We start from the raw sequence: 25,344 nt of genomic DNA on the forward strand, positions 1-25,344 counted from the left end.
ACCGCGACCACGGCACGAACCGTGCCCACGCCGCCCGGGACGCGCAGACGGAGTCTGTGCGTGGCCATCGGCCGAGGCGGGCGCGACCGTTACACCACACGGCACAACGGCACCCGCACGCGGACACCGTAAGCCGGGCGACCAGAGCGAAGCGCACCGCGGGAACGGTTGATCCAAGGACGACCCCGGCCGTCCGGACAGCCACCACGCGACTTGGATCACGAGCATGGGCGGCGGCCGGCGGCCCAGCGGTCGTCGGGTCTGCGGGCGCCGGGGAAGGGGAGGCGGGGAAGGGGAGGCGGTCAGGCGGGGACCGGGTCGCCGAGGACGGTCTTGAGCAGCTCGGCGGCCCAGTCGAGCAGCTGGGTGTCGCGCATGGGCTCGCCGCCGATGCGGCGGGTGGAGGGGCGGGGCAGGGAGACTGTGTCGGCGGCGGACTTGTAGACCGACTCCGGGTAGAGGCGCTTGAGCCGCAGCTGCTTCGAGTCGGCCAGCTGCAGCGGCCCGAAGCGCACGTGCTTGCCCTGCAGCGACACGTCCGTCAGGCCGTAGGTGCGGGCGAGGAACCGGAACCGCGCGACCGCGAGGAGGTTCGCGACCGGCAGCGGCGGCTCGCCATAGCGGTCCTTCATCTCGGCGATGATCTCGTCGAGGGCGGCGCCGTCCTTGGCGCCGGCGATCTTGCGGTAGATCTCCAGGCGGAGGCGCTCGGCGGAGATGTACTCCAGCGGTAGGTGGGCGTCGACCGGCAGGTCGATCTTGACGTCGGGCTCCTCCTCCTCGGGGCGCTCGCCCTTGAACTGCTGGACGGCCTCGCCGACCATCCGCACGTACAGGTCGAAGCCGACGCCCTCGATGTGGCCGGACTGCTCGCCGCCGAGAAGGTTGCCGGCGCCGCGGATCTCGAGGTCCTTCATCGCGACATACATGCCGGCGCCGAGCTCGGTGTGCTGCGCGATGGTGGCGAGCCGCTCGTGGGCGTGCTCGGTCAGCGGCTTCTCCGGCGGATACAGGAAGTACGCGTAGGCGCGCTCGCGGCCACGGCCGACGCGGCCGCGGATCTGGTGCAGCTGGGAGAGGCCGAGCAGGTCGGCGCGCTCGACGATGAGGGTGTTGGCGTTGGGGATGTCGATGCCGCTCTCCACGATCGTGGTGCAGACGAGGACGTCGTACTCCTTCTCCCAGAAGCCGACCATGATCTTCTCGAGGGCTTCCTCGGTCATCTGGCCGTGGGCGACCGCGATCCGCGCCTCGGGGACGAGCTCGCGCAGCTTGCGGGCGGCGCGCTCGATCGACTCGACCCGGTTGTGCAGGTAGAAGACCTGGCCGTCGCGGAGCAGCTCGCGGTGGATGGAGGCGGAGACCTGCTTGTCGTCCTGCGCGCCGACGAACGTGAGGACCGGGTGCCGCTCCTCGGGCGGGGTCGCGATCGTCGACATCTCGCGGATGCCGGTGATCGCCATCTCCAGGGTGCGGGGGATCGGGGTGGCCGACATGGTGAGCACGTCGACGGAGGCCCGCAGCTGCTTCAGGAACTCCTTGTGCTCGACGCCGAAGCGCTGCTCCTCGTCGACGATGACCAGCCCGAGCTGCTTGAACCGGGTCGCGGTCTGCAGCAGCCGGTGGGTGCCGATGACGATGTCGACGGTGCCGTCGGTGACCTTCTCCATGGTCAGCTTGGTCTCGGTCGGGGTCTGGAAGCGCGACAGCTGCCGCACCTCGACCGGGAACTGGGAGACCCGCTCGGAGAACGTGTTGAAGTGCTGCTGCGCGAGCAGCGTCGTCGGCACGAGCACGGCGACCTGCTTGCCGTCCTGCACGGCCTTGAACGCGGCCCGGACCGCGATCTCGGTCTTGCCGTAGCCGACGTCGCCGCAGATGAGCCGGTCCATCGGGGTCGACTTCTCCATGTCGCCCTTGACCTCTTCGATCGCGGCGAGCTGGTCGGGCGTCTCCTGATAGGGGAACGCGTCCTCCAGCTCCCGCTGCCAGGGCGTGTCGGCCCCGAACGCGTGGCCCTGCGAATTCTGCCGGACGGCATACAGCTGGATGAGCTGCGCGGCGATCTCCCGGACCGCCTTGCGGGCCCGTGACTTGGCCTTCTGCCACTCGGAGCCGCCCATCTTGTGCAGGGCGGGCGTCTCACCGCCGACATAGCGCGACAGCTGGTCGAGCTGGTCGGTGGGCACGAAGAGCCGGTCGCCGGGCTGGCCGCGCTTGGTGGCGGCATACTCCAGGACCAGATACTCCCGGTCGGCGCCGTTGACGGTGCGCTGCACCATCTCGATGTAGCGGCCGATGCCGTGCTGCTCGTGCACCACGTAGTCGCCGGTGCGCAGCTCAAGAGGGTCGATCTGGTTGCGCCGCCGCGAAGGCATCTTGCGCATGTCCTTGGTGGACGCGCCCCGGCCGCCGGAGATGTCGGTGCCGGTGATGATCGCCAGCCGGGCGCCCTCGTCCAGGTAGCCGTTGCCCAGCGAGCCGGTGGTGACGGTGACGACGCCCGGGTCGGGCAGCGAAGCGATGCCGTCGACCAGCACCACACCCAGGCCGGCATCGCGCAGCACCTCGACGGCACGCTGGGCGGGGCCGGAGCCTTCGAAGACCAGCGCCAGCCGCCATCCGTCACCGGCGAGCCGCTTCAGGTCGTCGACGACCCGGGCGGTCTCACCGTGATAGAGCGGCGCGGGCTGCGCCGGCAGGGTGATCGAGATGGCGTCGTCGGAGACGACGACAGGAGCGTCCTCGCCGGCCCGCCAAGGCTCATCAACCAGATGATCAGCGGAAGGAGTAAGCGAAAAGGCGCTCAGCGACCACCACGGCAGCCCGAGCGACGCGGCCGCCGCGCGCACCTCCGCCAGGCTCTTGAACGCGGCCGCGCCCAGGTCGATCGGCGCCTTCCCGCCGACCGCGGCGGCGGCCCAGCTCGCCTCCAGGAACTCCTCGCTGGTGCGGACCAGGTCGTGCGCGCGGGTGCGGATGCGCTCGGGGTCGCACAGCAGCACGTGCGTGCCCGCCGGCATGGTGTGCAGGACCAGCTCGAGGGAGTCGGTGTCGCCGAGCAGCGCGGGCGCCAGGGACTCCATGCCCTCGACGGGGATGCCGCCGGCGAGCTTGTCCAGCAGCTCCGCCAGCTGCGGGTGGTCGGTGGACAGTGCCGCGGCCCGGGCCCGGACCTCGTCGGTGAGCAGCAGCTCCCGGCACGGTGGCGCCCACAGCCGGTCGACCGTCGCGATCGTGCGCTGGTCGGCGACCGCGAACGAGCGGATCTCCTCGACCTCGTCACCCCAGAACTCCACCCGCAGCGGGTGCTCCTCCGTCGGGGGGAACACGTCGAGGATCCCGCCGCGGACCGCGAACTCGCCGCGCTTGGTGACCAGGTCGACCCGCGCATACGCCAGGTGCGCCAGCCGCGCCACGAGGTCGTCGAGGTCGGCGGATCCGCCGGGGACCAGCTCGACGGGCTCCAGGTCGCCGAGCCCCTTGAGCTGCGGCTGGAGCACCGAACGGACCGGGGCCACGACGACCCGCGGCAGCCCGGAGGAAGGGGTGGGGTGGGCGAGCCGCCGGAGCACGGCGAGCCGCCGCCCGACCGTGTCGGAGCGGGGGGAGAGGCGCTCGTGCGGCAGGGTCTCCCAGGCCGGGTAGACGACCACGTCGGCGGGGTCGAGCAGGCAGCCGAGCGCGGCGGCCAGGTCCTCGGCCTCCCGGCCGGTGGCGGTGACCGCGAGGACGGGGCGCTCCGCCGCCACGACCGCCGTCACGAAGGTGCGCAGCGCCGGCGGCGCGGTCAGCTCGACCTGGTCGCTGTGGCCGCCCCGGGCCAGGTCACGGGCGCGGGCGAGCGCCGGGTCGGACAGTGCGGCGGAGGTGAGACCGGCCAGTCTTGGCATTGGAGCAACCCATCTGCACGGCAAACAACCCCGGCGCCCAGGAAGGACGGGGGTATGTCGAGCGGTACCCAGCCTATCCCTGGGGTATGACAAAACAGAGTTGAGACCTGACTCACCGGAACGGCACGGTGCGTCGTAGTAGCCGATACGATGCCGGTGAAAACGGACAGCGCCGTCCCAGCCGTCTCGTCCGGAGGGATCCGCCATGTCTGCAGAGGCACCCGCGACCAGCGACGCTGACGCCGCGCTGCGCGCCGACATCCGCCGCCTCGGCTCGCTGCTCGGGCAGAGCCTCGTCCGGCAGGACGGCCAGCAGCTGCTCGACCTCGTCGAAGAGGTCCGCGCGCTCGTCCGGTCCGACCCGGAGGCCGCCGCCGAGCGCCTGAGCGGCCTCGACGTGGTCGCTGGCACGCAGCTGGCCAGGGCGTTCTCCACCTACTTCCACCTGGCCAACATCACCGAGCAGGTGCACCGGGCCCGCGAGCTGCGCCGCATCCGGGTCCGTGAGGGCGGCTGGCTGGAGCGTGCCGCGAAGCTGATCGCCGACCGTGGTGTCGGGGTGAAGGAGATCGGCTCGATCGCCTCGAAGCTCGCGGTGCGGCCGGTCTTCACCGCCCACCCGACCGAGGCGGCCCGGCGCTCGATCCTGACGAAGCTGCGGGCCGTCGGCGACGAGCTGGACGCCGAGGCGGTCGCGACCGCGCTGGACGGCTCGCTGGAGCCGGACAAGACCCGCACCGCCCGCACCGACCGCCGCCTGGCGGAGCTGCTCGACCTGCTGTGGCAGACCGACGAGCTGCGGCTGGAGCGGCCCGAGCCGAGCGACGAGGCCCGTAACGCGGTCTACTACCTCGCCGACCTGGCCGGCGGCGCCGCCCCGCAGGTGCTCGACGACCTCTACGACACGCTGAAGGACCTCGGGGTGCAGCTGCCCCCGACCGCCCGCCCGCTGAGCTTCGGCTCGTGGATCGGCGGCGACCGGGACGGCAACCCGTTCGTCACCCCGGCCGTCACCCGCGATGTCCTGCTGATCCAGCACGAGTACGGCATCCGCGCCGCCGAGGGCGTCATCGACGGCCTCATCGACGAGATCTCGGTCTCCAAGCGCCTGCGCGGGGTGTCGCTCGACCTGTCCGCGAGCCTCGCCGCCGACCTGGACAACCTGCCGGAGCTGCCGGCCCGCTACCGGCGGGTCAACCTGGAGGAGTCCTACCGGCTGAAGCTGCGCTGCATCCGGCTGAAGCTCCAGCACACCCGCGCGCGGCTGGCCACCGGCACGCCGCACAAGCAGGGCCGCGACTACCTCGGCACCGGCGAGCTCATCGCCGACCTGGAGCTGATGCGGGCGTCCCTGGCGCGCAACGGCGGCCAGCTCGCCGCGACCGGCAAGCTCGCCTCGGCGATCCGCACGCTGTCCGCGTTCGGCCTGCAGCTGGCGACGCTCGACGTGCGCGAGCACGCCGACGCCCACCACGAGGTGCTCGCCCAGCTGTACCGGCGGGTCGGCGAGGTCGACTACGCCACGCTCGACCGGGACGCCCGCCGCCAGCTGCTGATCGACGAGCTCAACGGCCGCCGCCCGCTCGCCACCCGCGACACCGGGCTGACCGACACCGCCCGCAAGACGTTCGACGTGTTCGCCGCGATCCGTGAGGTGCAGGAGCGGTTCGGCCCGGAGGTCGTCGAGACGTACATCATCTCGATGACGCAGGGCATCGACGACGTGCTCGCCGCGGTCGTCCTCGCCCGCGAGTGGGGCCTGGTCGAGGTCAGCGCCGGGGCCGGGTTCGGCGGGGCGTCGATGGAGTCGGCCCGGGCCCGGGTCGGCTTCGCGCCGCTGCTGGAGCAGGCCCGCGAGCTGGAGATGGCCGGCGAGCTGCTGGACGATCTGCTGTCAATTCCGGTGTACCGCGCGATCGTGCGCGCCCGGGGTGACGTCCAGGAGGTCATGCTCGGTTACTCCGACTCCAACAAGGACGCGGGCATCACCACGTCCCAGTGGATGATCCACAAGGCGCAGCGGCAGCTGCGTGACGTCGCCGCCCGCCACGGGGTGCGGCTGCGGCTCTTCCACGGCCGTGGCGGCACCGTCGGCCGCGGCGGCGGCCCGACCCACGAGGCGATCCTCGCCCAGCCGTGGGGCACGCTCGACGGCGCGATCAAGGTCACCGAGCAGGGTGAGGTCATCTCCGACAAGTACACGCTGCCGGCCCTCGCCAGGGAGAACCTGGAGCTGACGCTCGCCGCCGTGCTGCAGAGCGCCCTGCTGCACACCGAGCCACGGCAGCCCGCGGAGGCGCTCGCCCGCTGGGACGCGGCGATGGAGACGGTGTCGACGGCCGCGTTCGCCAACTACCGCGGCCTGGTCGAGAACCCGGACCTGCCGGCGTACTTCTGGGCGGCGACGCCGACGGAGCTGCTCGGCGCGCTCAACATCGGCTCCCGCCCGGCGAAGCGGCCGAACGCCGACGCCGGCCTCGGCGGCCTGCGGGCGATCCCGTGGGTGTTCGGCTGGACGCAGTCGCGGCAGATCGTGCCCGGCTGGTTCGGCGTCGGCAGCGGCCTGGAGGCGGCCCGCGTGGCCGGCCTGAGCGACGTGCTGCGCGAGATGCACGAGAAGTGGCACTTCTTCGGCACGTTCCTGTCCAACGTCGAGATGATGCTGGCCAAGACGGACCTGGAGATCGCCTCGCGCTACGTCGACTCGCTGGTGCCCGACCCGCTGAAGCCGGTCTTCGACGTCATCCGCGCGGAGTACGACAAGACCGTCGCCGAGGTCCTCGCGATCACGGGCGAGTCGACGCTGCTGGAGCGGCAGCCGGTGCTGGACCGCACGCTCGGCGTCCGCGACAGCTACCTGCAGCCCCTGCACCACCTGCAGGTGTCGCTCCTGGCGCAGTACCGGGCGAGCAAGGCCGCCGACAGCGGCGTCTGGGGCGGCGGGCGGAAGTCCTCGCCGGACCCGGCCCTGGAGCGCGCCCTGCTCACCACGGTCAACGGCATCGCCGCGGGCATGCGCAACACGGGCTGAGCGCATCGCGGAAAGGGCCCGTCGCATGCGCGACGGGCCCCGCTGGGAGAAAAGCGCGGGAAACTGACAGACTGTCACGCGTGTCTGTGAACGGTTGGCCTGCCGAGGAATGGTCGTTGCCGGACGAGGTCCTCCGGGACGCCCCGACCTACACGCCCAAGCCGTCGGAGATCGCCGACCTCGAGCTGCTGCTGTCGGGCGCGTACAAGCCGCTGACCGGCTTCCTCGGCTCGGCCGACCTGACGTCGCTGCGCCGCAACGGCCGGCTCGCCGACGGGACGGCCTGGCCGGTGCCGGTGACGCTGGAGGTGCCGCCGGGCCTGATCGGCCAGATCGACGTCGCCGACCCGACGCGCCGGGTGCTGATCCTCGCCGACCTCGAGGGCGCCCCGATCGCCGCGATGAACACCGCCGAGGTGTACCCGACGCGGCGGGGCTGGGGCGCCGCCGGCACGGTCAAGCGGCTCGGTGACGGCGGCCACGGGCCGTTCCGCCGTATGCGTAGGACGCCCGCGGAGGTGCGCGGCGTGCTGCCGCAGGGCCGGGTCCTCGGGGTCATCGCGGACCGCCCGCTGCACCGGCCGCAGCTGGCCCAGATCGCGCGCGCCGCCCGTACCCTCGCGGCACACCTGCTCGTGCTGGTGCCGGTCGGCAGCCCCGGCCCCGACGGCCTGGCCCCGGAGGCGCTGGTCCGCTGCGTCCTGGCGGCCCGCGACCGGATGCCCCCGTCCACGATCGTGACGCTGCCGCTGCCGCATCACGACGGCGACGACATCCGCGCGGCCATGCTGCGCACCCGGGTCGCCGCCGCGTACGGCGTGACCCACCTGCTCGCGTCCAGCGACTCGATGCTGTCCGGCGGCGGCCTGCGGGTCCTCGTGCCCCGGGAGCTCGCGTACGACGGCCGCGACGGGCAGTGGCGCTCGCTCGACGACATCCCGCCGAAGCACCGCAGGCTGCCGCTGACCACCGCGGAGATCGACGACCACCTCGACCGGGGCACGATCCTGCCGGAGTGGCACACCCCGCCGGCGGTCGCCCGCGAGCTGACCCGGGACCGCCCGCCGCGCCGGCAGCGGGGCCTGGTCGTGTTCTTCACCGGCCTGTCCGGCTCCGGCAAGTCGACGATGGCGACCGGCGTCGCCGACGCGCTGCAGGAGACGGGGGAGCGCAGCATCACGCTGCTCGACGGCGACATCGTGCGCCGGCACCTGTCGGCCGGCCTCACGTTCTCCGCCGCGGACCGCGACACGAACATCAAGCGGATCGGCTGGGTCGCCGCCGAGGTGGGCCGGCACGGCGGGGTGGCGATCTGCTGCCCGATCGCGCCGTACCACGACGGTCGCGCGGCCGCGCGGGAGTTCGCCCGTAACGCTGGGGCCGGTTTCGTGTTGGTCCATGTGTCGACGCCGCTCGCCGAGTGCGAGCGGCGCGACCGCAAAGGGCTCTACGCGAAGGCGCGGGCCGGCCTGATCAAGGGCATGACGGGTATCGACGACCCGTACGAGACACCGGTCGACGCCGAGTTGACGATCGACACGACCGGTCTGTCGTACGGCGAGGCGGTCACCACCGTCCTGCGCTACCTCGGTAACAACGGCTGGCTGGACCCCCGCCCTATTCCGTAAAAGAGACGGAAAAGACGTAAAGCGGGCACATCAGCCCATTACGCCGAACGTCCCGGAAGCGTTAGCCCCTGGAGAACCTGACGCCGAAGGGGCCGCCGCTTCATGGACGCCAACCGCCAGCTTTCCGCCGAAATCGACTCTCCGGGCGTCGACCTGCTCGGCATGGCCCGGCGCCATTGGTGGCTGGTGCTCCTGCTGGTCGGCGCCGGTCTCCTCGGCGCGGTGCAGTTCACCGGCATGCAGACGAAGGTGTACGAGTCCGCCACGTCCGTCCTCGTCTCGCCGCTCGGCAACGGGCAGGACGCGAACTCCACCAGCGGCCGCACCAAGGGCGACATCAACCTCGACAACGAGGCGCAGCTGGTGACCTCGACGACGGTGGCCGCCGGCGCCCGCGAGCTGATGCGCGCCGCGGAGACGCCGGACGAGCTGGCCCGCAAGGTCCGCGTCGAGGTCCCGCCGAACACCACGTTCCTGGTCATCACCTACTCCTCCAGCGACGCCCGCGTCGCGCAGGCCGGCTCCCACGCGTTCGCCGAGGCGTACCTGCGCAACCGCGAGGAGAGCGCGAAGACCGAGGTCGCCGGCCGGATCGCGATCCTGCAGGACAAGCTCAACCAGCTCAACGCCAACCTGCTGCAGATCAACAACCGGCTCGCCAACCTCCGCCCGACCGACCCCAACCGGCCCAACCTGGAGAGCCAGCGCACCACCGCCACGTCGCAGATCAACACCCTCGCCGGCCAGCTCAACCAGCTGCTGACCACGACCGTCAACGCCGGCAAGATCACCCGCGACGCGGAGCTGCCGTCCCGCCCGGTGAAGCCCAACCGGCTGCTCAACCTCGCCAGCGGCGCCATGCTCGGCCTGCTGCTCGGCGTCGGCGCGGCCCTGCTGCGCGAGCGGCTCGACCAGCGCGTCCGCCGCCCCTCCGACCTGCCCCGCCGGGTCGACGTCACGGTCCTCGCCGCCGTCCCCGGCCGGGTCAAGCCGCGCCTCGACGACGTGTTCGCGCCGTTCGGCGCCGGCGGCCGCATCTTCAACCGGCTCCGCAACGAGGTCCTCGCCAGCATCCCCGCGCCGCTGGGTGCCGACGCCCGGGTCGCCCTCGCCGGGCAGGTCGTCGTCGTGGCCGGGGCCAGCCGCGGCGCCGCGTCGACCGTCGTCGCCGCCAACCTCGCGGCCGCGTTCGCCCGTACGGGCGCCGAAACGGTCCTCGTCTGCGCCCACCTCCCCGACAGCCTCGTCGACACCGCCAGCGTCAACAGGATGCTCGGCGTGCGGTCCGTGCCGGGCCTGTCCGACGTGCTCGCCGGCAGGTTCTCCCTGAGCAGCGCCACCCAGCGCGCGCCACGGCACCCCAACCTCAGCGTCGTCACCACCGGCGGCACCGCCAGCGCCGGCGGGCTGCTGCAGTCGCAGGCGCTGCGCGACACCCTCGCGACGCTGCGGGAGCGGGCCGCCTACGTGGTCGTCGAGGCGCCCTCGACGTCGACCAGCGCCGACGCGCAGAGCCTCGCCAGCCTCGCCGACGCCGCGATCGTCGCGGTCGAGCTGCGGCGCACCCGCAACACCGAGGTCGCCGACGCCGCCGACCAGCTGCGCCGGGTCGGCACGCCGCTGCTCGGCGCGGTCGTCCTGCCGCGCCTGGCCGTCACCCGCGGCGGCGAGGAGCGCGACGCGCAGGAGGTCACCATCGCCGACGACATGACCGCCGTCCTGGAGAAGCTGCCGCCGAAGGAGCCCGAGGAGCCGGTGGCCCCGAAGCGGATCCGCACGGCGCCCGCCGCACCCGCCGCGCCCGCCGGCGGCACCGCCACCGCGACGGCGCCGAAGGTCACGCAGGCGTCGCCGAGCGTGCCGAAGCGGCAGACCCGCACCATCTCGGTGACCCGCGTCAACGCCGACACCGCGGGTGAGAACGGCGCCGACAAGCGCCGATGAGTGAGCTTGCGAGCGAATCATGTAGCAGGTTCAGGGCAGGCCGACGCCGGAGCGAAGCGGAGGTGGCGGGATGACCGCCCTCGCGAACCATCCCTCGCCGCAGGCGGCGGCACCGTCGACCGGCCTGCTGAAACGGGCGCACCGGCTGCCCGCCTGGCCCGTGACCGGCCTGCTCCTGCTGTACCCGCTGTGGTGGGCGCTGGGCCTCGGCACCCTGATCTTCTTCCTGGTCGCCGTGCCGATGCTGGTGTCGCTGCTGCGGCACCGCGCGTCGGGGCAGCTCGTCAAGCTGCCGCCCGGGTTCCTGCTGTGGCTGCTGTTCCTCGCCGTGGTCGCGCTGGGGCTGTTCAGCCTCGGCGCCGATCCGGCCGGCACCGTGCCGGGCACCGCCGCCAGCCGGCTGGTCTCCTACACGTACCGCCTCGGCGGCTACGCGGCGCTGACCGTGATCCTGGTCTACGCCGGCAACGTCGGCCGCCGGGAGCTGCCGCAGCAGCGGTTCGTCCGGCTGCTCGCGTGGCTCTTCGTCATCACCGTCGCCGGCGGGCTGCTCGGCATGGCCGCGCCCACGTTCGAGTTCACCGCGCCGCTGGAGCTGCTGCTGCCGCACCACCTGCGCGAGAACAGCTTCATCCAGTCGCTGGTCCACCCGACCGCCGCGCAGATCATGAACCTGCTCGGCGGGGAGACGCCGCGCCCCGGCGCGCCCTGGGGGTACACCAACACCTGGGGCAACAACGTCTGCCTCCTCATCGGCTGGATGCTCGTCGCCGGCTGGTCGCTGACCAGGAGCAGGAAGGTCAAGACGGGCACCGCCGTCGTCCTCCTCGCGGCGATGGCGCCGATCGTCTACTCGCTCAACCGCGGGCTGTGGATCGGCCTGGGCGTCATGGCGCTGTACGTGTCGGTGCGCCTGGCGCTGCGCGGCCGCCTCGCCGCCCTCGGCCTGGTCGGCGTCGCCGGCATCGCCGTCGTGGTCGCCGTCGCCACCACGCCGCTGGGCGACGTCGTCAGCGCCCGGCTCGAGGACGGCAAGTCCAACGGGGTCCGCATGTACACCACGGAGAAGGCCGTCGGCGGGGTGGCCGAGTCGCCGCTGATCGGCTTCGGATCCACCCGCAACACCATCGGCGGCCGCAACTCGATCGCCGTCGGGGAGAGCGACGGCTGCGAGCGCTGCGGCAACTTCACCATCGGCGGCAACGGCCAGCTGTGGCAGCTCCTCTTCGCGCACGGGCTGCTCGGCACCGGCACCTACCTGGGGTTCTTCGTGGTCGGGCTGTGGCGCTTCCGGCGCGACGCGACCCCCGCCGGCCTCGCCGCGTCCGCCGCGATCGTGTCCAGCTTCGCCGCGATGTTCTGGTACAACGCGCTCGTCACCCCGCTGGCGTTGACCTTCCTCGCGTATGCCGTCCTGTGGCGCAACCGTTTGGAGAGCCGATGAGCCCAGTGAAGACCGCCCCGGCCGCGCTGCAGGTCGACGACGAGCAGCTGCGCGCGCAGTACATCGAGGAGGTCCTCGCCCTGCTGTACCCGGGGCAGGGATCCGGGGTCGTGGAGTACCTGGTCGTGCCGAACGCCCGCAAGCCGCGGCTGCTCGTGCCCGCCGACGACCGCCGCCTCGCCGCCGCCGCCGTGCGCCGCTACGCCGAGCCGCAGTCCCGGATGGCGAAGCTCAAGCGCGACGCGGTCGTCGCCGCCCTGCGCACCGGCGCGTCGTCGGTGCTGCTGCGCGACCGGCTGCGGATCACGCCCGGCGCCGACACCATCGACACGTACCTGCGCCGGGCCCTCGGCACCGACGTGCGGCTCAGCGTCCACATCGGACCGGCGCGGGCCAACCGCAAGCCGGTGCTGCAACTGCTCACCGAGTCCGGCGCCACCATGGCGTTCGCGAAGCTCGGCACGTCGGCGCTGACCCGCACCCTGGTCAAGGCCGAGGGCAACGCCCTGGCCGCCGTGTCGACCGCCGGGCTCAAGGCGCTGCGGGTGCCCGACGCCATCCACATCGGACAGTGGGGCGAGCACGAGGTCCTCGTGCAGTCGGCGCTGCCGGTGTGGCGGCCCAGGGTCCCGCTGACCGCGCCCCGGCTCGCCAAGGCGATGGGCGAGGTCGCCGCCTGCTGCGGCACCCGCCGCGGCCGCCTCGACGACAGCGGCTACTGGACCCGGCTGCGGGCCCGGCTCGACGCGATCAGCGGCCACGCCGAGGGCGGGGCGCTGCGGGCCGCGGCCGAGCGGATCGCCCGCGCCGCCGGCGGCGTCCAGCTCACCTACGGCTCCTGGCACGGCGACTGGTCCCCGTGGAACATGGCCTCCCTCGCCGACACGATCCTGGTCTGGGACTGGGAACGCTTCACCCCCGGCGTCCCGATCGGTTACGACGCGCTGCACCACGCGCTGCAGCTCGACATCGGCCGGTCCCCGTCGCCGGACAGGTGCGTCAACGACCTCATCGACGCCGCGCCCGAGCTGCTGCTGCCGTTCGGCGTGGTGCACCGCCAGGCGGTCGAGGTGACCACTCTGCTCTACCTCATCGACCTGGCCACCCGGTACGTCACCGACCGGCAGGCGGAGGCCGGCGCCCGGCTGGGCGTGCTCGGCAGCTGGCTGCTGCCCGTTCTCGTCGCGCGAGTGGAGGCTCTGTAACCATGCCCGTGCAGGTTCCCGACACGATGAAGCGGATCATCCACTTCGGATCCCGCAACTACGGGCAGCTCACCGCCAACCGGCGGATGCTGCCGCAGTTCCTGATCTGCGGCGGGCAGCGCTGCGGCACCACGTCGCTCTACCGCGCGCTCGCCGCGCACCCGGCCGTCATCAAGGCCGTGCTGCACAAAGGCGTGCACTACTTCGACGTCGGCTACCACCACGGGCTGCGCTGGTACCGCGGGCACTTCCCGCTGCAGCGGCGGTCCGAGCGGATCCGCGACGAGCTCGGCGTGCCGGCGCAGACGTTCGAGTCCAGCCCGTACTACATGTACCACCCGCACGCCCTGGCCCGGATCGCCAAGGACCTGCCCGGCGTGAAGCTCGTCGTGCTGGTCCGCGACCCGGTCGAGCGCGCCTACTCCCAGCACGCGCACGAGGTCGCCCGCGGCTTCGAGCCCGAGGTCGACTTCGGCAAGGCGCTCGCGCTGGAGCCGGCCCGGCTCGCCGGGCAGCGGGAGCTGCTCGTCGGCGACCCGTCCGCCTACAGCTTCGCCCACCAGCACCACGCGTACCGGGCCCGCGGCGAATACATCGAGTACATCGAGCCGATGGCCGCGCTGCTCGGCCGCGACCGGGTGCACGTCGTGGACAGCACCGAGTTCTTCCTGCGCCCGGAGCCCGTGTACGACGCCGTCCTGGACTTCCTCGGCCTGCCGCGGGTCGGCCAGTACCCGGCGTTCGAGCGGCACAACGCCCGCCCCCGCAACCGCCTCGACGACTCGATCGCCCAGGAGCTCGCCGCGCACTACGCGCCCTACGACGAGCGGCTCGCCGCCTGGCTCGGCCACCGCCCCTCCTGGCTGTCCACAGCGGACAGTCCAGCGTGACGGCGACCCTCGACAAGCCCACCACCGGAGCCGGTCTGGAGTCGCCCGGCGGCATGCTGCGCGGCGCCGCCCGGGGCGGTCTTGCCAACCTCGCCGGCACCGTCTGCACCGGCGTCGCCGGGCTCGGCGTCACGTGGCTCGCCGCCCGTGCCCTCGACCCGCGCGGTGCGGGCGCGTTCTTCGCCGCGACCGCCGTCTTCGGCCTCGGCGTCACGGTCGCCAAGCTCGGCGTGCAGACGTCGCTGGTGTACTGGCCGGCGCGGATGCGCGCGGTCGGCGACCTGTCGCGGCTGCGGGAGTGCCTGCGCGCGGCGCTGGTCCCGGTCGTCGTGGCGGCGCTGGTAATCGCCGGCGGCCTGTGGTTCGCCGCGGACCTGCTGCCGGGGCGGCCCGACCTGGTCCGCACGCTCGCCGTGTTCCTGCCGCTCGCCACGGTCAGCGACGCGCTGCTCGCGGCGACCCGCGGGCTGCGCTCGATGCGCCCGACCGTGCTGCTCGACCGGGTCATGCGGCCCGGCGCGCAGCTGGTCCTCCTGGCGCTGGTGTGGGCCACAGGCTGGGGCCCGGACGTGTTCGCCGCGCTGTGGGCGCTGCCCTACCTGCCGGCCGCGCTGTTCGCCGGCGTGGCCCTGACCCGGCTCCGCACCCGCATCACGGAGTCCACAGGGGACTCCACAGGGGACACCGCGGAGCGCTCCGACTTCACCCCGCGGCGGTTCTGGGCGTTCACCGCGCCCCGCGCCGTCGCCAGCTTCGCGCAGATGGCGCTGCAGCGCGTCGACGTGCTGCTCGTCGCGGCCCTCGCCGGCCTGGCACCCGCCGCCATGTACGCCGTCGCCGGCCGCTTCGTCATCCTCGGGCAGTTCGTCAACCAGGGCGTCACCCAGTCCGTCCAGCCGCGCCTCGCCGAGCGCCTCGCCGTGCGGGACAAGGCCGGCGCGAACCTGCTCTACCGCCAGGCGACCGCCTGGGTGGTGCTCGCCTGCTGGCCGTTGTACCTGCTGATGTTCACCTACGCCCACCTGTACCTCGACCTCTTCGGCGAGCACTACGAGGGCGGCGCGCGCATCGTGCGGCTCCTCGCCGCCACGATGATGGTCGCGACCGCGTGCGGGATGGTCGACGTCGTCCTCGCCATGGCCGGCCGCACGTGGTGGAACCTCGCCAACGTCGGCCTCGCCCTGGTCACCATGCTCGGCGTCGACGCGCTGCTGATCCCCCGGCTCGGCGCGTTCGGCGCCGCCGTCGGCCTGTGCGCCGCGGTGCTCGTCAACAACCTGGTCCCGCTCGTGCAGGTCGTGCGGGGCCTCGGCCTGCACCCGTTCGGGCGGGCCACGCTGCTCGCCTGCGGGCTGGCCACATCGTGTTTCGCCGTGCCGCAGTTGGCCGTGCTGCCGGTCCACGGGCTGATGGTGAAGTTCGCCGCCACGGGGGCGGGTGCGGCCGTGTACTGCTACGCGGCCGTGCGTTTGAGGCACATTCTGATGCAGGGGGAGCGATGAGAACCGATTACGCGGAGGTCTTCCAGTCGGATGCGGCGGTCGACAAGTACGAGCGGGTGGTCTACGCGCCGGAGACCTACTCGACGGCGGTGAGCGGCCGGCAGCGCGCGTTCCTGCGCCGCCTGGTCCGCCGGGAGTTCACCGCCCGCCGGCCCGTCCAGCACGACTTCGCGTGCGGCACCGGCCGGGCGATCAAGCTGCTGCACGGTGTCGTACGGGCGGCGCACGGCTACGACGTGTCCGCCCAGATGCTCGCCAAGGCCCAGGAGGCGGGCGTCTACGCGAAGCTGCACCAGGTCGCCGGCGACGGGCCCATCCCGGAGCCGGCCACGGTCGACGGCCCGGCGCTGGTGACCGTGTTCCGGCTGCTGCTCAACGCGCCCAAGGACGTCCGGGACCGGGCGATCGCCTTCGCCGCGAAGATCCTGCCGGAGGCGGATTCAGGCCTGCTCGTCGTGGAGAACCACGGCAACCGCTCGTCGCTGCGGCACCTGCGGTACCGCTCCAACCGCACCAACAGCTGGTTCGCGGAGCTGCACCACGCCGAGGTGGAGCAGCTCCTCGCCCGGCACGGCTTCGAGGTCGTCGAGCGGCGCGGCTTCGCGCTGTGCCCGGCCGGGGCGTACCGGCGCGAATGGCTGCGCCCGGTCGCCCGCCGCACCGACGACATCGCCGCGCGCAGCCGCCGCCTCTCGGGGGTGGCCACCGACGTGCTCTACGTGGCACGGCGGATACCCAAGTAGCTCTAGCGGAGGACCTTCTCGCAGTGAAGCGGATCGGGCTCGTCGCCGCCGTCGTGGTCGCCGTCGTGGCGGGTGCGACGGCGGTGACCCTCAGCGTGATGTCCACGAAGGACACCCCGGCCCCGCGGCCGTCGCCGACCGGCACCCAGGCACCCCCGGGCGCGCCCGGGGCGCCGCCGGCCATCGCCACCTCGACCGGCCCGTTCGCGGCCGGACCCATCGCGCCGCCGAAGCACGGCTCGTACCTCGGCGCGTGGGTCCGGCCGGAGCACCTCACCGAGTCGGGCCGGCTGTCGGCGATGACGGCGTGGGAGAAGACCGTCGGCCGCAAGATGGCGATCGTCAACACGTACCGCCGCTTCGACGAGAACTTCTTCAACGCCTCCGACGAGCAGTTCGCCGCCCGGGGCACGACCCTCATGCTGTCGTGGGCGAGCGGCGACACCAGGCTCATCACCCTGGGTCGTTACGACACGCTCATCCGCGACCGGGCCCGCGAGCTCAAGGCGTTCGGCAAGCCGGTGCTGATGCGCTTCCGGTGGGAGATGGACCGCCCCAACCTGCGGGCCCAGATGTGGTCGGGGGAGGACTACATCGCCGCCTGGCGGCACGTGCGCGCCATCTTCACCGAGGAGGGCGCCACCAACGCGTCCTGGGTCTGGTGCCCGACCGTGGAAGGCTTCCAGGGCGGCTACGCGGCCGATTTCTACCCCGGCGACGACGCCGTCGACTGGAACTGCGTCGACGTCTACGCCGGCTCCAGGTACGGCACGATCGGCGAGCTGATGCGGCAGTTCCTGGAGTTCTGCGCGGCCCACCCGACGAAGCCGGTGATGATCGGCGAGTTCGGGGTGGCCCGCGCGTGGGGCACCGAGCAGCGCGCCGCATGGCTGCGTGACGCGTCCGCGACGTTCAAGGCCAACCCGCAGATCCGGGCCGTGATGTACTTCGAGTCCGACCCGACGGACAACAAGGGCCCCACGCAGCAGTTCCAGGTGTCGGACGACCCCACGGTCCTCGGCGCCTTCCGCCAGTCCCTCGCCCAGGACCCGCACTACACGCCGATGACCACCGCCGTCGCCGGCAAGACGAGGAAGAAGTGACGATGCCCCGGTTCCGTGTGTTCGCGCTGGTCGCGGCCCTCGCGTGCGCGTCCCTCGCCGGCTGCCGGTCCGACCCGGGGGTCGCCGCCTACCTGGGCGGCGGCGCCGTCACCATCGACCAGGTCACCGCCGTCGCCGACGACCTGACCTACGCCCCCGCCCAGCGCGGCAACGTCACCGGATACGTCCTCGGCTCCATGATCATCCGGGACGTCGGCGGCCGGCTCGCCGCCTCGCGCGGCCTCGCGCTGCGCCACGACACCGACCCCGGCCTGGTCGCGCAGTACTACGGCGTCGCCCCGGACGCGCCGATCGTGCCGCTGGTCACCGAGGCCCAGGACATCCTGGTCACCCTCGCCGCCGCCGTCACGCCCGTCGAGCCGGACCTCGCGCAGCAGCGGGCCGCCTTCGACGCGCTGTTCTTCGCCAGCGGCCGCCCGGTCTCCGACTTCTACGCGTTCGAGCAGGTCCAGTACCTGCTGACCCGCGACGCGATCGGCCGGATGATCGCGCTGCGCCGGCAGCTCGACGACGCCGTCGCCGGCTCGGGCATCACCGTCAACCCGCGGTACCAGGGCCTCACGTACGGGCTGCCGGTCACCGTCGACATCGGCCGGGGCGGCGTCGCCCGGGCCAGTATCCTGGTCCATCTGACCTTCGACGGAGGTCTCGCCGAGGAGGTCTGAGGAACTGTGCCGGGCAGCGTGATCCTGCTGGTGACCTCGCCCCGCCTCCCGGCCGGCGTGCTCACCGCCGAGGCGTGGGACGTGGTCCGCGCCCATCCGGTGTACACCGGATCCGACTCCCCGCAGGTCGACGCGCTGCGGGCCGCCGGCGCCACCGTGACCGTCGTGGACCCCGCCGTCGAGGTCCTGCTCGACGCCCTCGCCGAGCACGGCACCATCGTCTGGCTCGCCGCCCCCGACGGCGACGAGGAGCTCGCCCGCTCGCTGGGCCTGCGGCTGGCCCGCGAGCCCGGCCTCGCCGCCCTGGAGCTGCTCTACGGCTCCTGGGACCCGCCCGGCGCCCGCGTCCTGGACGCCGTCACCGTCATGGACCGGCTCATGCACCCCGAGACCGGCGACGCGTGGAAGCGCGCACAGACGCACGAGAGCCTGGCGCCGTTCCTGCTCGAGGAGGCGTACGAGCTCTACGACGCCATCCGCGACGCCGACCCCGAAGCGGTCCGGGAGGAGCTCGGCGACGTCCTGCTCCAGGTCGTGCTGCACGCCCGCCTCGCCGAGGAGGCGGCGGACACCTCCGACAGGTTCACCCTCGACGACGTCGCCGGCGACCTCGTCGCCAAGCTCATCCGCCGCAACCCCCACGTCTTCGCCGACACCCAGGTCGGCGGCATCGACGACATCATCGCCAACTGGGAGCAGATCAAGCAGGCCGAGAAGTCCCGCGGCTCCGCCGTCGACGGGGTCGCCCTCTCCCAGCCCGCGCTCGCCCTGACCGCGAAGCTCCTGCACCGCGTCGCCCGCGCCGGCCTCACCGTCGACTTCACCCCCGCCGACCCGCTCGGCGCCGCCCTCTTCGCCCTGGTGGTCGAGGCCGACCGGACCGGCCGGGACGCCGAGGCCGCCCTGCGCGCCGCCGCCCTGTCCTACATGGACGCCGTCCGCCGCGCCGAGTAAGGATCCCGCCCCCTTCTACCAGGGGAGAGGGTGGGTGGCGCCCTGGTGGGTGGCGGCCTCGACGACGGCGGGCCAGCGGGACGGGTCGAAGACGTTGCCGCCGATGGCGGACTGGGCGGCCGGGTCCGGCTCGATCAGCGTGCCCGTGGCGGGGGTGTCGCGCTGGAGCATCGGGATGCGCGGGGCGAGGACGACGACGCGGTCGTAGCCGGCGGCCAGGTCGGCGTTGGTGCGGGAGCGGACGCCGCCGTCCATGTACCTGCCGCCGTTGACGGGCATCGGCGGGAACAGGCACGGCACCGCGCAGCTCGCCGCGACGGCCGGCACCAGCGGGACGCCCGACGCCGCGGTCCAGAAGGCCGGCTCGCCGGTGGCGGTGTCGACGGCGGTGACGAGCAGGCGGTCGGGGAAGCGGTCGATCGGCAGGCGGCGGGCGAAGGACGCCAGCCACGGCTCGGGCGGCCCGACCTCGGCTTCGAGGGCGATCGCGCCGATCCGGCGGCGCAGCTCAGCGGGTGGCAGTGACGGGTCCTGCAGCAGCTGGAACGCGACGGCGCCGCGGGTCCAGTCGGCGCGGATCCGCGGGTCGCCGGGGCCGAGCGGGGCCTCCATCGCGGCCGCGGCGGCCGGGTCGTGGCCGGCGGCGACCAGGGCGCCGGTGATCGCGCCGGCGGAGGTGCCGACGATCAGGTCCGCGCGGGTGAGGTCGAGGCCTTGCTGGGCGAGGCCGATGAGGAGACCGAGCTGCCAGGCGACGCCGGTGATGCCGCCGGCGCCGAGGACGAGTGCGGTGCGTTCCATGCATCCTGGTTATCACGGCCGGCGCCGGTGTCCGGGGATCGTGGACCGCCGCGCAGGCCGAGGACCAGGCCGGCGGAGACGGCCGCGACGCCGAGCAGCTGGCGCGGGTCGGGCGTGACCCGGTCCACCACGGCGACCGTGATCAGGGCGAAGACCGGGACCAGGCCGACGAACACGCCGGCGCGTTCGATGCCGAGGTGGGCGACGCCGCTGTACCAGCAGACGAACGCGACCACGGTCAGCACCAGACCCAGGAAGGCCAGGGCGGCGGCCTCGCCGGCGGACGGCAGGCGCGGCACCTCGCCGGTGAAGGGGAGGGCGACGAGGAGGAGCGGGACAGCGAGGGCGGTGCTCCACGCCGACACCCGCACCGGCCCCAGCCGGGGCAGCAGCGGCGCGGCCAGCAGCGAGAACGCCGCCTCGCAGACGAGGACGCCGGTCGCGGCGGCGAGGCCCGCGCCGTCGATACGGCCGCCGCCCTGCACGAGGACCGCGCCGAGGACCACGACCGCGGCGGCGAGGAGCAGGCGCGGGGCGGGGCGGCGGCGCTCCTGCAGGGGACCGAGCAGGGCGAGCAGCAGCGGGCTGGCGCCGACGATCGTGCCGATGGCCGCGGGGTCGGCGTGGCGCAGGGCGTACATGAGCAGGACGTTGAAACCGACCAGCCCGGTCGCCGCGACGCCCACCAGGCGCAGCAGCTCGCGGCCCGTGGGCCGTAGCCAGCTGGTGAGCAGGGCGAGCGCGGCCGCGGCGAGGGTGTAGCGCAGCGCCTGGCCGGTCAGGACGGGAAAGTCGGCCAGCGACCGGCTGACGGTGAACGAGGAGCCCAGGATCGCGCAGGTCAGCACGCAGTAAAAGGTGTGCAGCCGGTTCATGACAGCGAACTTACGATCGCCAGTGGTCCACGCTACAGTGCCACCGAGCCCCGCGTTTGGAGGTCCACTTTGTCGGTCTGGGAGGCGTTGGTCGAGCTTGACCGCACTCGGCCGCGGGTCGGCGACCAGCTCGTCGGTGCGCTCCGCGAGGCGATCACCGGGGGGCGGCTGGCGCCGGGGACGCGGCTGCCGTCGACCAGGGACCTCGCCGCCGACCTCGGTGTCTCGCGAGGCCTTGTCGTCGGGGCATACGAGCAGCTCACGGCCGAGGGGCGCCTGCTGACGCGGCGGGGGTCCGGGACGGTCGTCGCCGCCGTCTCCGCACCGGTGCAGCGCCGTCGCAGCGACCCGCCGGACCGGCCCGTCGCGGTCGCGCCGCTGCGGCCGGGCGTGCCCGACCTGGGGATGTTCCCGCGCACGGCGTGGCGGCGGGCGTACGAGACGGCCCTGACCAGCGCCCTGGACGCCGACTTCGACTACGGCGACGCGACCGGCGCGCCCCGGCTGCGCCAGGAGCTGTCGGGCTACCTCGGGCGGGTCAGGGCCGCGCTGGTGCCGCCGGAAGGGCTGATCGTCACCGCCGGCGTCACCCAGGGCCTGGCCCTGCTGGCGAAGGCGCTGCTGGCGCAGGACGTGCGGCGGATCGCGCTGGAGGATCCGGGCCCGTCGGCGCTGCGGGAGCACCTGCAGCGGCTCGGGCTCGACGTGGTGCCGGTGCCGGTCGACGACGACGGCCTCGACGTGCGGGCGCTCGCGCGCAGCAGGTGCACGGCGGTGGTCGTCACCCCCGCGCACCAGTTCCCGACCGGCGTGGTGCTCGCCCCGCAGCGGCGCACCGACCTGATCGCCTGGGCCCGCCGGGTCGGCGGGCTGATCGTCGAGGACGACTACGACGCCGAGCACCGCTACGACCGCGAGCCCGTCGCCTGCCTGCAGGGGCTCGCGCCGGACCGGGTCGCGCTCGTCGGCTCGGTGAGCAAGGTCCTCGCGCCGGGGCTGCGGCTGGGCTGGCTCGCGCCGCCGCCGGGGCTCCACCAGACGCTGCGCGCGGCGAAGGCGGACGCCGACAACGGCGGCCCGGCGCTGCAGCAGCTCGCGTTCGCCGAGTTCCTCGCCGCCGGCGGCTACGACCGGCACCTGCGCCGGGCCCGGCGGCTGCACCGGGAGCGCCGCGACGCGGTGGTCGCCGCGCTGCGCCGGCACCTGCCGCGGGCCCGCATCGGCGGGATCGCCGCCGGGCTGCACCTGGTCGTGGAGCTGCCGCCGGGCACCGACGACCGGGCCGTGGCGCAGCGCGCGCTCGCGAGCGGGCTCGGGCCCCTCGCCCTGTCGTCGCTGCGGGTCCGCAAGGGACCGCCGGGGCTCGTCCTCGGGTACGCCGCGCACACCCCGCACGAGCTCGCCAGAGCGGTCCGGACCCTCGCCGGTCTCGTCTAGGTTCCTCGTCCTGGTTTCTCGGCCAGGTTCCTCGTTTTGGTTTCTCGGCTAGGTTCGAAGCCATGCCGCATGACTTCGTGCCACTGGCCGAGCACATCGCCGACGCGCTGCTGGAGTCCGACCCCCGGCTCGCGGCGTCGGCCGGCGACCACCGCTTCGACGACCGGCTGCCGGACCTGTCCGCGGAGGCGGTCGCCGGCGACGTCGACATGCTCCGCGACGCCTCCGCCGCGCTGACCCAGGTCGACCTCGACCTGCTGGACCCGCAGGAGCAGGTCGACCACGCGGTGCTCCTGGCGCGGGTCGAGCGGATGCTGTTCGAGCGGACCGAGATCCGCGAGCACGAGTGGAACCCGCTCGCCCACAACCCGGCGACGCTGCTGAACGCGCTGATCGCCCGGCCGTTCGCGCCGGCGGAGGAGCGCCTGGTGTCGATCGCGGCGCGGCTGTCGGCGATCCCCGACGCGCTCGCGACCGCCCGGGACACGCTCACGGACATGCCACGGGTCCACGTGGAGACCGCGGCGGGGCAGTTCCAGGGCACCGCGGCACTGGTACGGGACGAGCTCGGCGATCTGCTGAAGGAGGCGCCCGGGCTGGCCGACGTGGTCCGCCCGCTGCAGGAGCGGGCCGCGGCCGAGCTCGACGGGTTCGCCGCCTGGCTGCGCGAGCGGATCGACACCGCCGACCGGGACCCGCGGCTCGGCCGGCGGCTGTGGGAGGCCCGGCTGTGGCACACCCTGGACACCGAGCTCGGCGCCGCGACGGTCCTGCGGCGCGCCGAGGACAACCTCGCGGAGGTGACCGCCCAGCTGCGGGCGGCGGCCGCCGAGCTGACCGGCGGGCCGGAGTCCGACGAGACGGTCCGCGCCGCGTTCGCGCAGGCCGCCGCCGACGTGCCCGACAACGACACGATCGTGGACCTGGCGAAGGTCGCCCTCGCGGAGGCCACCGCGTTCGTCCGGGAGCACGACCTCGTCACCCTCATCGACGACCCGCTGGTCATCATGGAGATGCCGGAGTTCGCCCGGGGGTTCGCCGTCGCGTACTGCGATCCGCCCGGCCTGCTGGAGTCCGCCGAGCTGCCGACGTTCTACTGCATCTCACCCACCCCGTCGGACTGGAGCGCGGAGCGGGTGGCGTCGTTCTACCGCGAGTACAACAGCCACATGCTGCGCGACCTCACGGTCCACGAGGCGACCCCCGGCCACTTCCTGCAGCTCGCGCACGCCCGACGCTTCCGGGGCCGCACGCGGGCCCGGGTGATCGGCTGGAGCGGGCCGTTCGTCGAGGGCTGGGCGGTGTACGCGGAGCAGCTGCTGGCCGAGCGCGGGTTCGGTGGCCTGCCGGTGCGGCTGCAGCAGCTCAAGATGCAGCTGCGGATGAGCATCAACGCCATCATCGACCAGCGGATCCACTGCGACGGGATGACCGAGCAGGAGGCGATGGAGCTCATGATGGGCCCCGGCTTCCAGGAGGAGGGCGAGGCGGCCGGGAAGTGGCGCCGGGCGCTGCTGTCCTCGACGCAGCTGTCGACGTACTTCGTGGGCTACACCGAGGTCCGCGAGATCGCCGATGAACGACCGGTGAACGTCACGCTGCGCGACTGGCACGACCAGATGCTCGCGCACGGCTCACCCCCGCCCCGTCACCTGCGAACGCTGCTCAACATCTAGGTCCAGGTCGGCAAGATCGGCGCAACCGATAGGCTCAGGGTGCCGCACCGTGGCGGCCGACCAATCTTTGTCTGCAAGGAGTGACAGTGGCCACGATTGAAGCAATCGGCGCGCGGGAGATCCTCGACTCGCGGGGCAACCCGACCGTCGAGGTCGAGGTCGTCCTCGACGACGGCACCCTGGCCCGCGCGGCTGTCCCGTCCGGCGCCTCGACCGGCGCCTTCGAGGCCAACGAGCTGCGCGACGGCGACTCGAAGCGTTACCTCGGCAAGGGCGTCGAGAAGGCCGTCGAGAACGTGAACGAGCGCATCGCCGAGGCCGTCCGCGGCTTCGACGCCACCGAGCAGCGCCTCGTCGACCAGGCCATGCTCGACCTCGACGGCACGCCGGAGAAGGCCAACCTCGGCGCCAACGCGATCCTGGGCGTGTCCCTCGCGGTCGCCAAGGCCGCCGCCGACTCGGCCGGTCTCAGCCTGTTCAAGTACCTCGGCGGCCCCAACGCACACCTGCTGCCGGTGCCGATGCTCAACATCCTCAACGGTGGCTCCCACGCCGACTCCAACGTCGACGTCCAGGAGTTCATGATCGCCCCGATCGGCGCGCCGACCTTCCGCGAGGCGCTGCGCACCGGTGCCGAGGTCTACCACTCGCTCAAGTCGGTCCTGAAGAAGAAGGGCCTGTCGACCGGCCTCGGCGACGAGGGTGGCTTCGCGCCCAACCTGCCGACCAACGCCGCCGCGCTCGACCTGATCGCGGAGGCCGTGGAGAAGGCCGGCTTCTCGCTAGGCAGCGACATCGTCCTCGCCCTCGACGTGGCCGCCACCGAGTTCTACAAGGAGGGCGCGTACACCTTCGAGGGTGGCGGCAAGTCCTCCGACGAGATGATCGCCTACTACACCCAGCTCGTCGACGCCTACCCGATCGTGTCCATCGAGGACCCGCTGTCGGAGGAGGACTGGGACGGCTGGAAGGCGATGACCGACGCGCTCGGCGGCCGCATCCAGATCGTCGGCGACGACCTCTTCGTCACCAACCCGCAGCGCATCGCCCGTGGCATCGCCACCGACACCGCCAACGCGGTGCTCGTCAAGGTCAACCAGATCGGCTCGCTCACCGAGACGCTCGACGCCGTCGACCTGGCGCACCGCGCCGGCTTCCGCACGATGATGAGCCACCGCTCCGGCGAGACCGAGGACACCACGATCGCCGACCTCGCGGTCGCGGTCGGCAGCGGCCAGATCAAGACCGGCGCCCCGGCCCGGTCCGAGCGGGTCGCCAAGTACAACCAGCTCCTGCGCATCGAGGACGAGCTCGACGACGCGGCGCGCTACGCCGGTCGGGGCGCGTTCCCGCGGTACCGTTAGTCCGGTTTCACGCCCGCGGCTCTCTCCTGGGGAGCCGCGGGCGCTTCTCCGGGGGTGGTGGCACAGCCCCCGGCGGCGAACCTAGGGGGAGGGCATGCAGCAGCGCACCAGGCCGGGCGGGCGCGGCACGCCCACCAGGGCCTCGGGTCCTCGGGGCGCTGCCGGGCG

General features: G+C 73.2%; 17 protein-coding genes. 14 read left to right on the forward strand and 3 right to left on the reverse strand.

The window, feature by feature from the left end; genetic code table 11:
• Positions 1-302 precede the first annotated feature (302 nt).
• On the reverse strand, positions 303-3,893 hold the full coding sequence (mfd, locus tag ABZ321_RS11535; protein ID WP_354890851.1) for a transcription-repair coupling factor: 3,591 nt from the start codon (positions 3,891-3,893) through the stop codon (positions 303-305).
• Positions 3,894-4,098: 205 nt separating this feature from the next.
• Between mfd and ppc the strand changes: the two genes are divergently transcribed.
• The 11 genes from ppc (at position 4,099) to ABZ321_RS11590 (ending at position 19,023) form a co-directional block, all read left to right on the forward strand.
• A complete protein-coding gene (gene ppc / locus ABZ321_RS11540) occupies positions 4,099-6,924 on the forward strand; it encodes a phosphoenolpyruvate carboxylase (protein ID WP_344501756.1) in 2,826 nt (941 codons plus the stop codon).
• An 86-nt stretch (positions 6,925-7,010) separates the two neighbouring features.
• The gene (gene cysC, locus ABZ321_RS11545) at positions 7,011-8,552 is read left to right on the forward strand and encodes an adenylyl-sulfate kinase (protein WP_344501912.1); all 1,542 of its coding nucleotides are present in this window, start codon (positions 7,011-7,013) and stop codon (positions 8,550-8,552) included.
• A 102-nt stretch (positions 8,553-8,654) separates the two neighbouring features.
• The gene (locus ABZ321_RS11550) at positions 8,655-10,496 is read left to right on the forward strand and encodes a GNVR domain-containing protein (RefSeq protein WP_354890852.1); all 1,842 of its coding nucleotides are present in this window, start codon (positions 8,655-8,657) and stop codon (positions 10,494-10,496) included.
• A 70-nt stretch (positions 10,497-10,566) separates the two neighbouring features.
• Positions 10,567-11,940 (forward strand): hypothetical protein, encoded by a 1,374-nt coding sequence (locus ABZ321_RS11555; RefSeq protein WP_344501754.1) that lies wholly within the window; start codon positions 10,567-10,569, stop codon positions 11,938-11,940.
• The gene (locus ABZ321_RS11560) at positions 11,937-13,145 is read left to right on the forward strand and encodes a hypothetical protein (protein WP_344501753.1); all 1,209 of its coding nucleotides are present in this window, start codon (positions 11,937-11,939) and stop codon (positions 13,143-13,145) included. The genes ABZ321_RS11555 and ABZ321_RS11560 overlap by 4 nt, the downstream gene beginning before the upstream one ends.
• Positions 13,146-13,147: 2 nt before the next feature.
• On the forward strand, positions 13,148-14,035 hold the full coding sequence (locus ABZ321_RS11565) for a sulfotransferase domain-containing protein (RefSeq protein WP_344501752.1): 888 nt from the start codon (positions 13,148-13,150) through the stop codon (positions 14,033-14,035).
• Complete coding sequence (locus tag ABZ321_RS11570) at positions 14,032-15,537, forward strand: lipopolysaccharide biosynthesis protein (protein WP_354890853.1); 1,506 nt, start codon at positions 14,032-14,034, stop codon at positions 15,535-15,537. Before ABZ321_RS11565 ends, ABZ321_RS11570 begins: the two co-directional genes overlap by 4 nt.
• Complete coding sequence (locus tag ABZ321_RS11575; RefSeq protein ID WP_344501750.1) at positions 15,534-16,280, forward strand: methyltransferase domain-containing protein; 747 nt, start codon at positions 15,534-15,536, stop codon at positions 16,278-16,280. The genes ABZ321_RS11570 and ABZ321_RS11575 overlap by 4 nt, the downstream gene beginning before the upstream one ends.
• 23 nt (positions 16,281-16,303) lie before the next feature.
• Positions 16,304-17,383, forward strand: a complete 1,080-nt coding sequence (locus ABZ321_RS11580; RefSeq protein ID WP_354890854.1) for an endoglucanase — start codon at positions 16,304-16,306, stop codon at positions 17,381-17,383.
• 2 nt (positions 17,384-17,385) lie between these two features.
• Positions 17,386-18,069, forward strand: a complete 684-nt coding sequence (locus ABZ321_RS11585) for a hypothetical protein (protein WP_354890855.1) — start codon at positions 17,386-17,388, stop codon at positions 18,067-18,069.
• A gap of 6 nt (positions 18,070-18,075) precedes the next feature.
• Entirely contained in the window at positions 18,076-19,023 is a 948-nt protein-coding gene (locus ABZ321_RS11590; protein WP_354890856.1) for a MazG nucleotide pyrophosphohydrolase domain-containing protein, read from the forward strand.
• 15 nt (positions 19,024-19,038) lie between these two features.
• Here ABZ321_RS11590 and ABZ321_RS11595 read toward each other — a convergent pair whose 3' ends face one another.
• Both ABZ321_RS11595 and ABZ321_RS11600 read right to left on the reverse strand, forming a co-directional pair.
• Positions 19,039-19,824, reverse strand: coding sequence for a patatin-like phospholipase family protein (locus ABZ321_RS11595; protein ID WP_354890857.1), 786 nt, complete (start codon positions 19,822-19,824; stop codon positions 19,039-19,041).
• Positions 19,710-20,699 carry a DMT family transporter gene (locus tag ABZ321_RS11600; protein WP_354890858.1) on the reverse strand — a complete coding sequence of 330 codons (990 nt, stop codon included), beginning with the start codon at positions 20,697-20,699 and terminating at the stop codon, positions 19,710-19,712. The genes ABZ321_RS11595 and ABZ321_RS11600 overlap by 115 nt, the downstream gene beginning before the upstream one ends.
• A gap of 69 nt (positions 20,700-20,768) precedes the next feature.
• Between ABZ321_RS11600 and ABZ321_RS11605 the strand changes: the two genes are divergently transcribed.
• From ABZ321_RS11605 to eno, 3 genes are all read left to right on the forward strand, one after another.
• Positions 20,769-22,136: a PLP-dependent aminotransferase family protein gene (locus ABZ321_RS11605; protein ID WP_354890859.1), complete on the forward strand. Its 1,368-nt coding sequence runs from the start codon at positions 20,769-20,771 to the stop codon at positions 22,134-22,136.
• A gap of 62 nt (positions 22,137-22,198) precedes the next feature.
• The gene (locus tag ABZ321_RS11610; RefSeq protein ID WP_344501743.1) at positions 22,199-23,812 is read left to right on the forward strand and encodes a DUF885 domain-containing protein; all 1,614 of its coding nucleotides are present in this window, start codon (positions 22,199-22,201) and stop codon (positions 23,810-23,812) included.
• An 86-nt stretch (positions 23,813-23,898) separates the two neighbouring features.
• Entirely contained in the window at positions 23,899-25,176 is a 1,278-nt protein-coding gene (gene eno / locus ABZ321_RS11615; protein WP_344501742.1) for a phosphopyruvate hydratase, read from the forward strand.
• The last annotated feature ends 168 nt before the right edge of the window (positions 25,177-25,344 follow it).

The sequence above is a fragment of the Dactylosporangium sp. NPDC006015 genome, from assembly GCF_040614215.1.
Taxonomy (GTDB): domain Bacteria; phylum Actinomycetota; class Actinomycetes; order Mycobacteriales; family Micromonosporaceae; genus Dactylosporangium; species Dactylosporangium maewongense.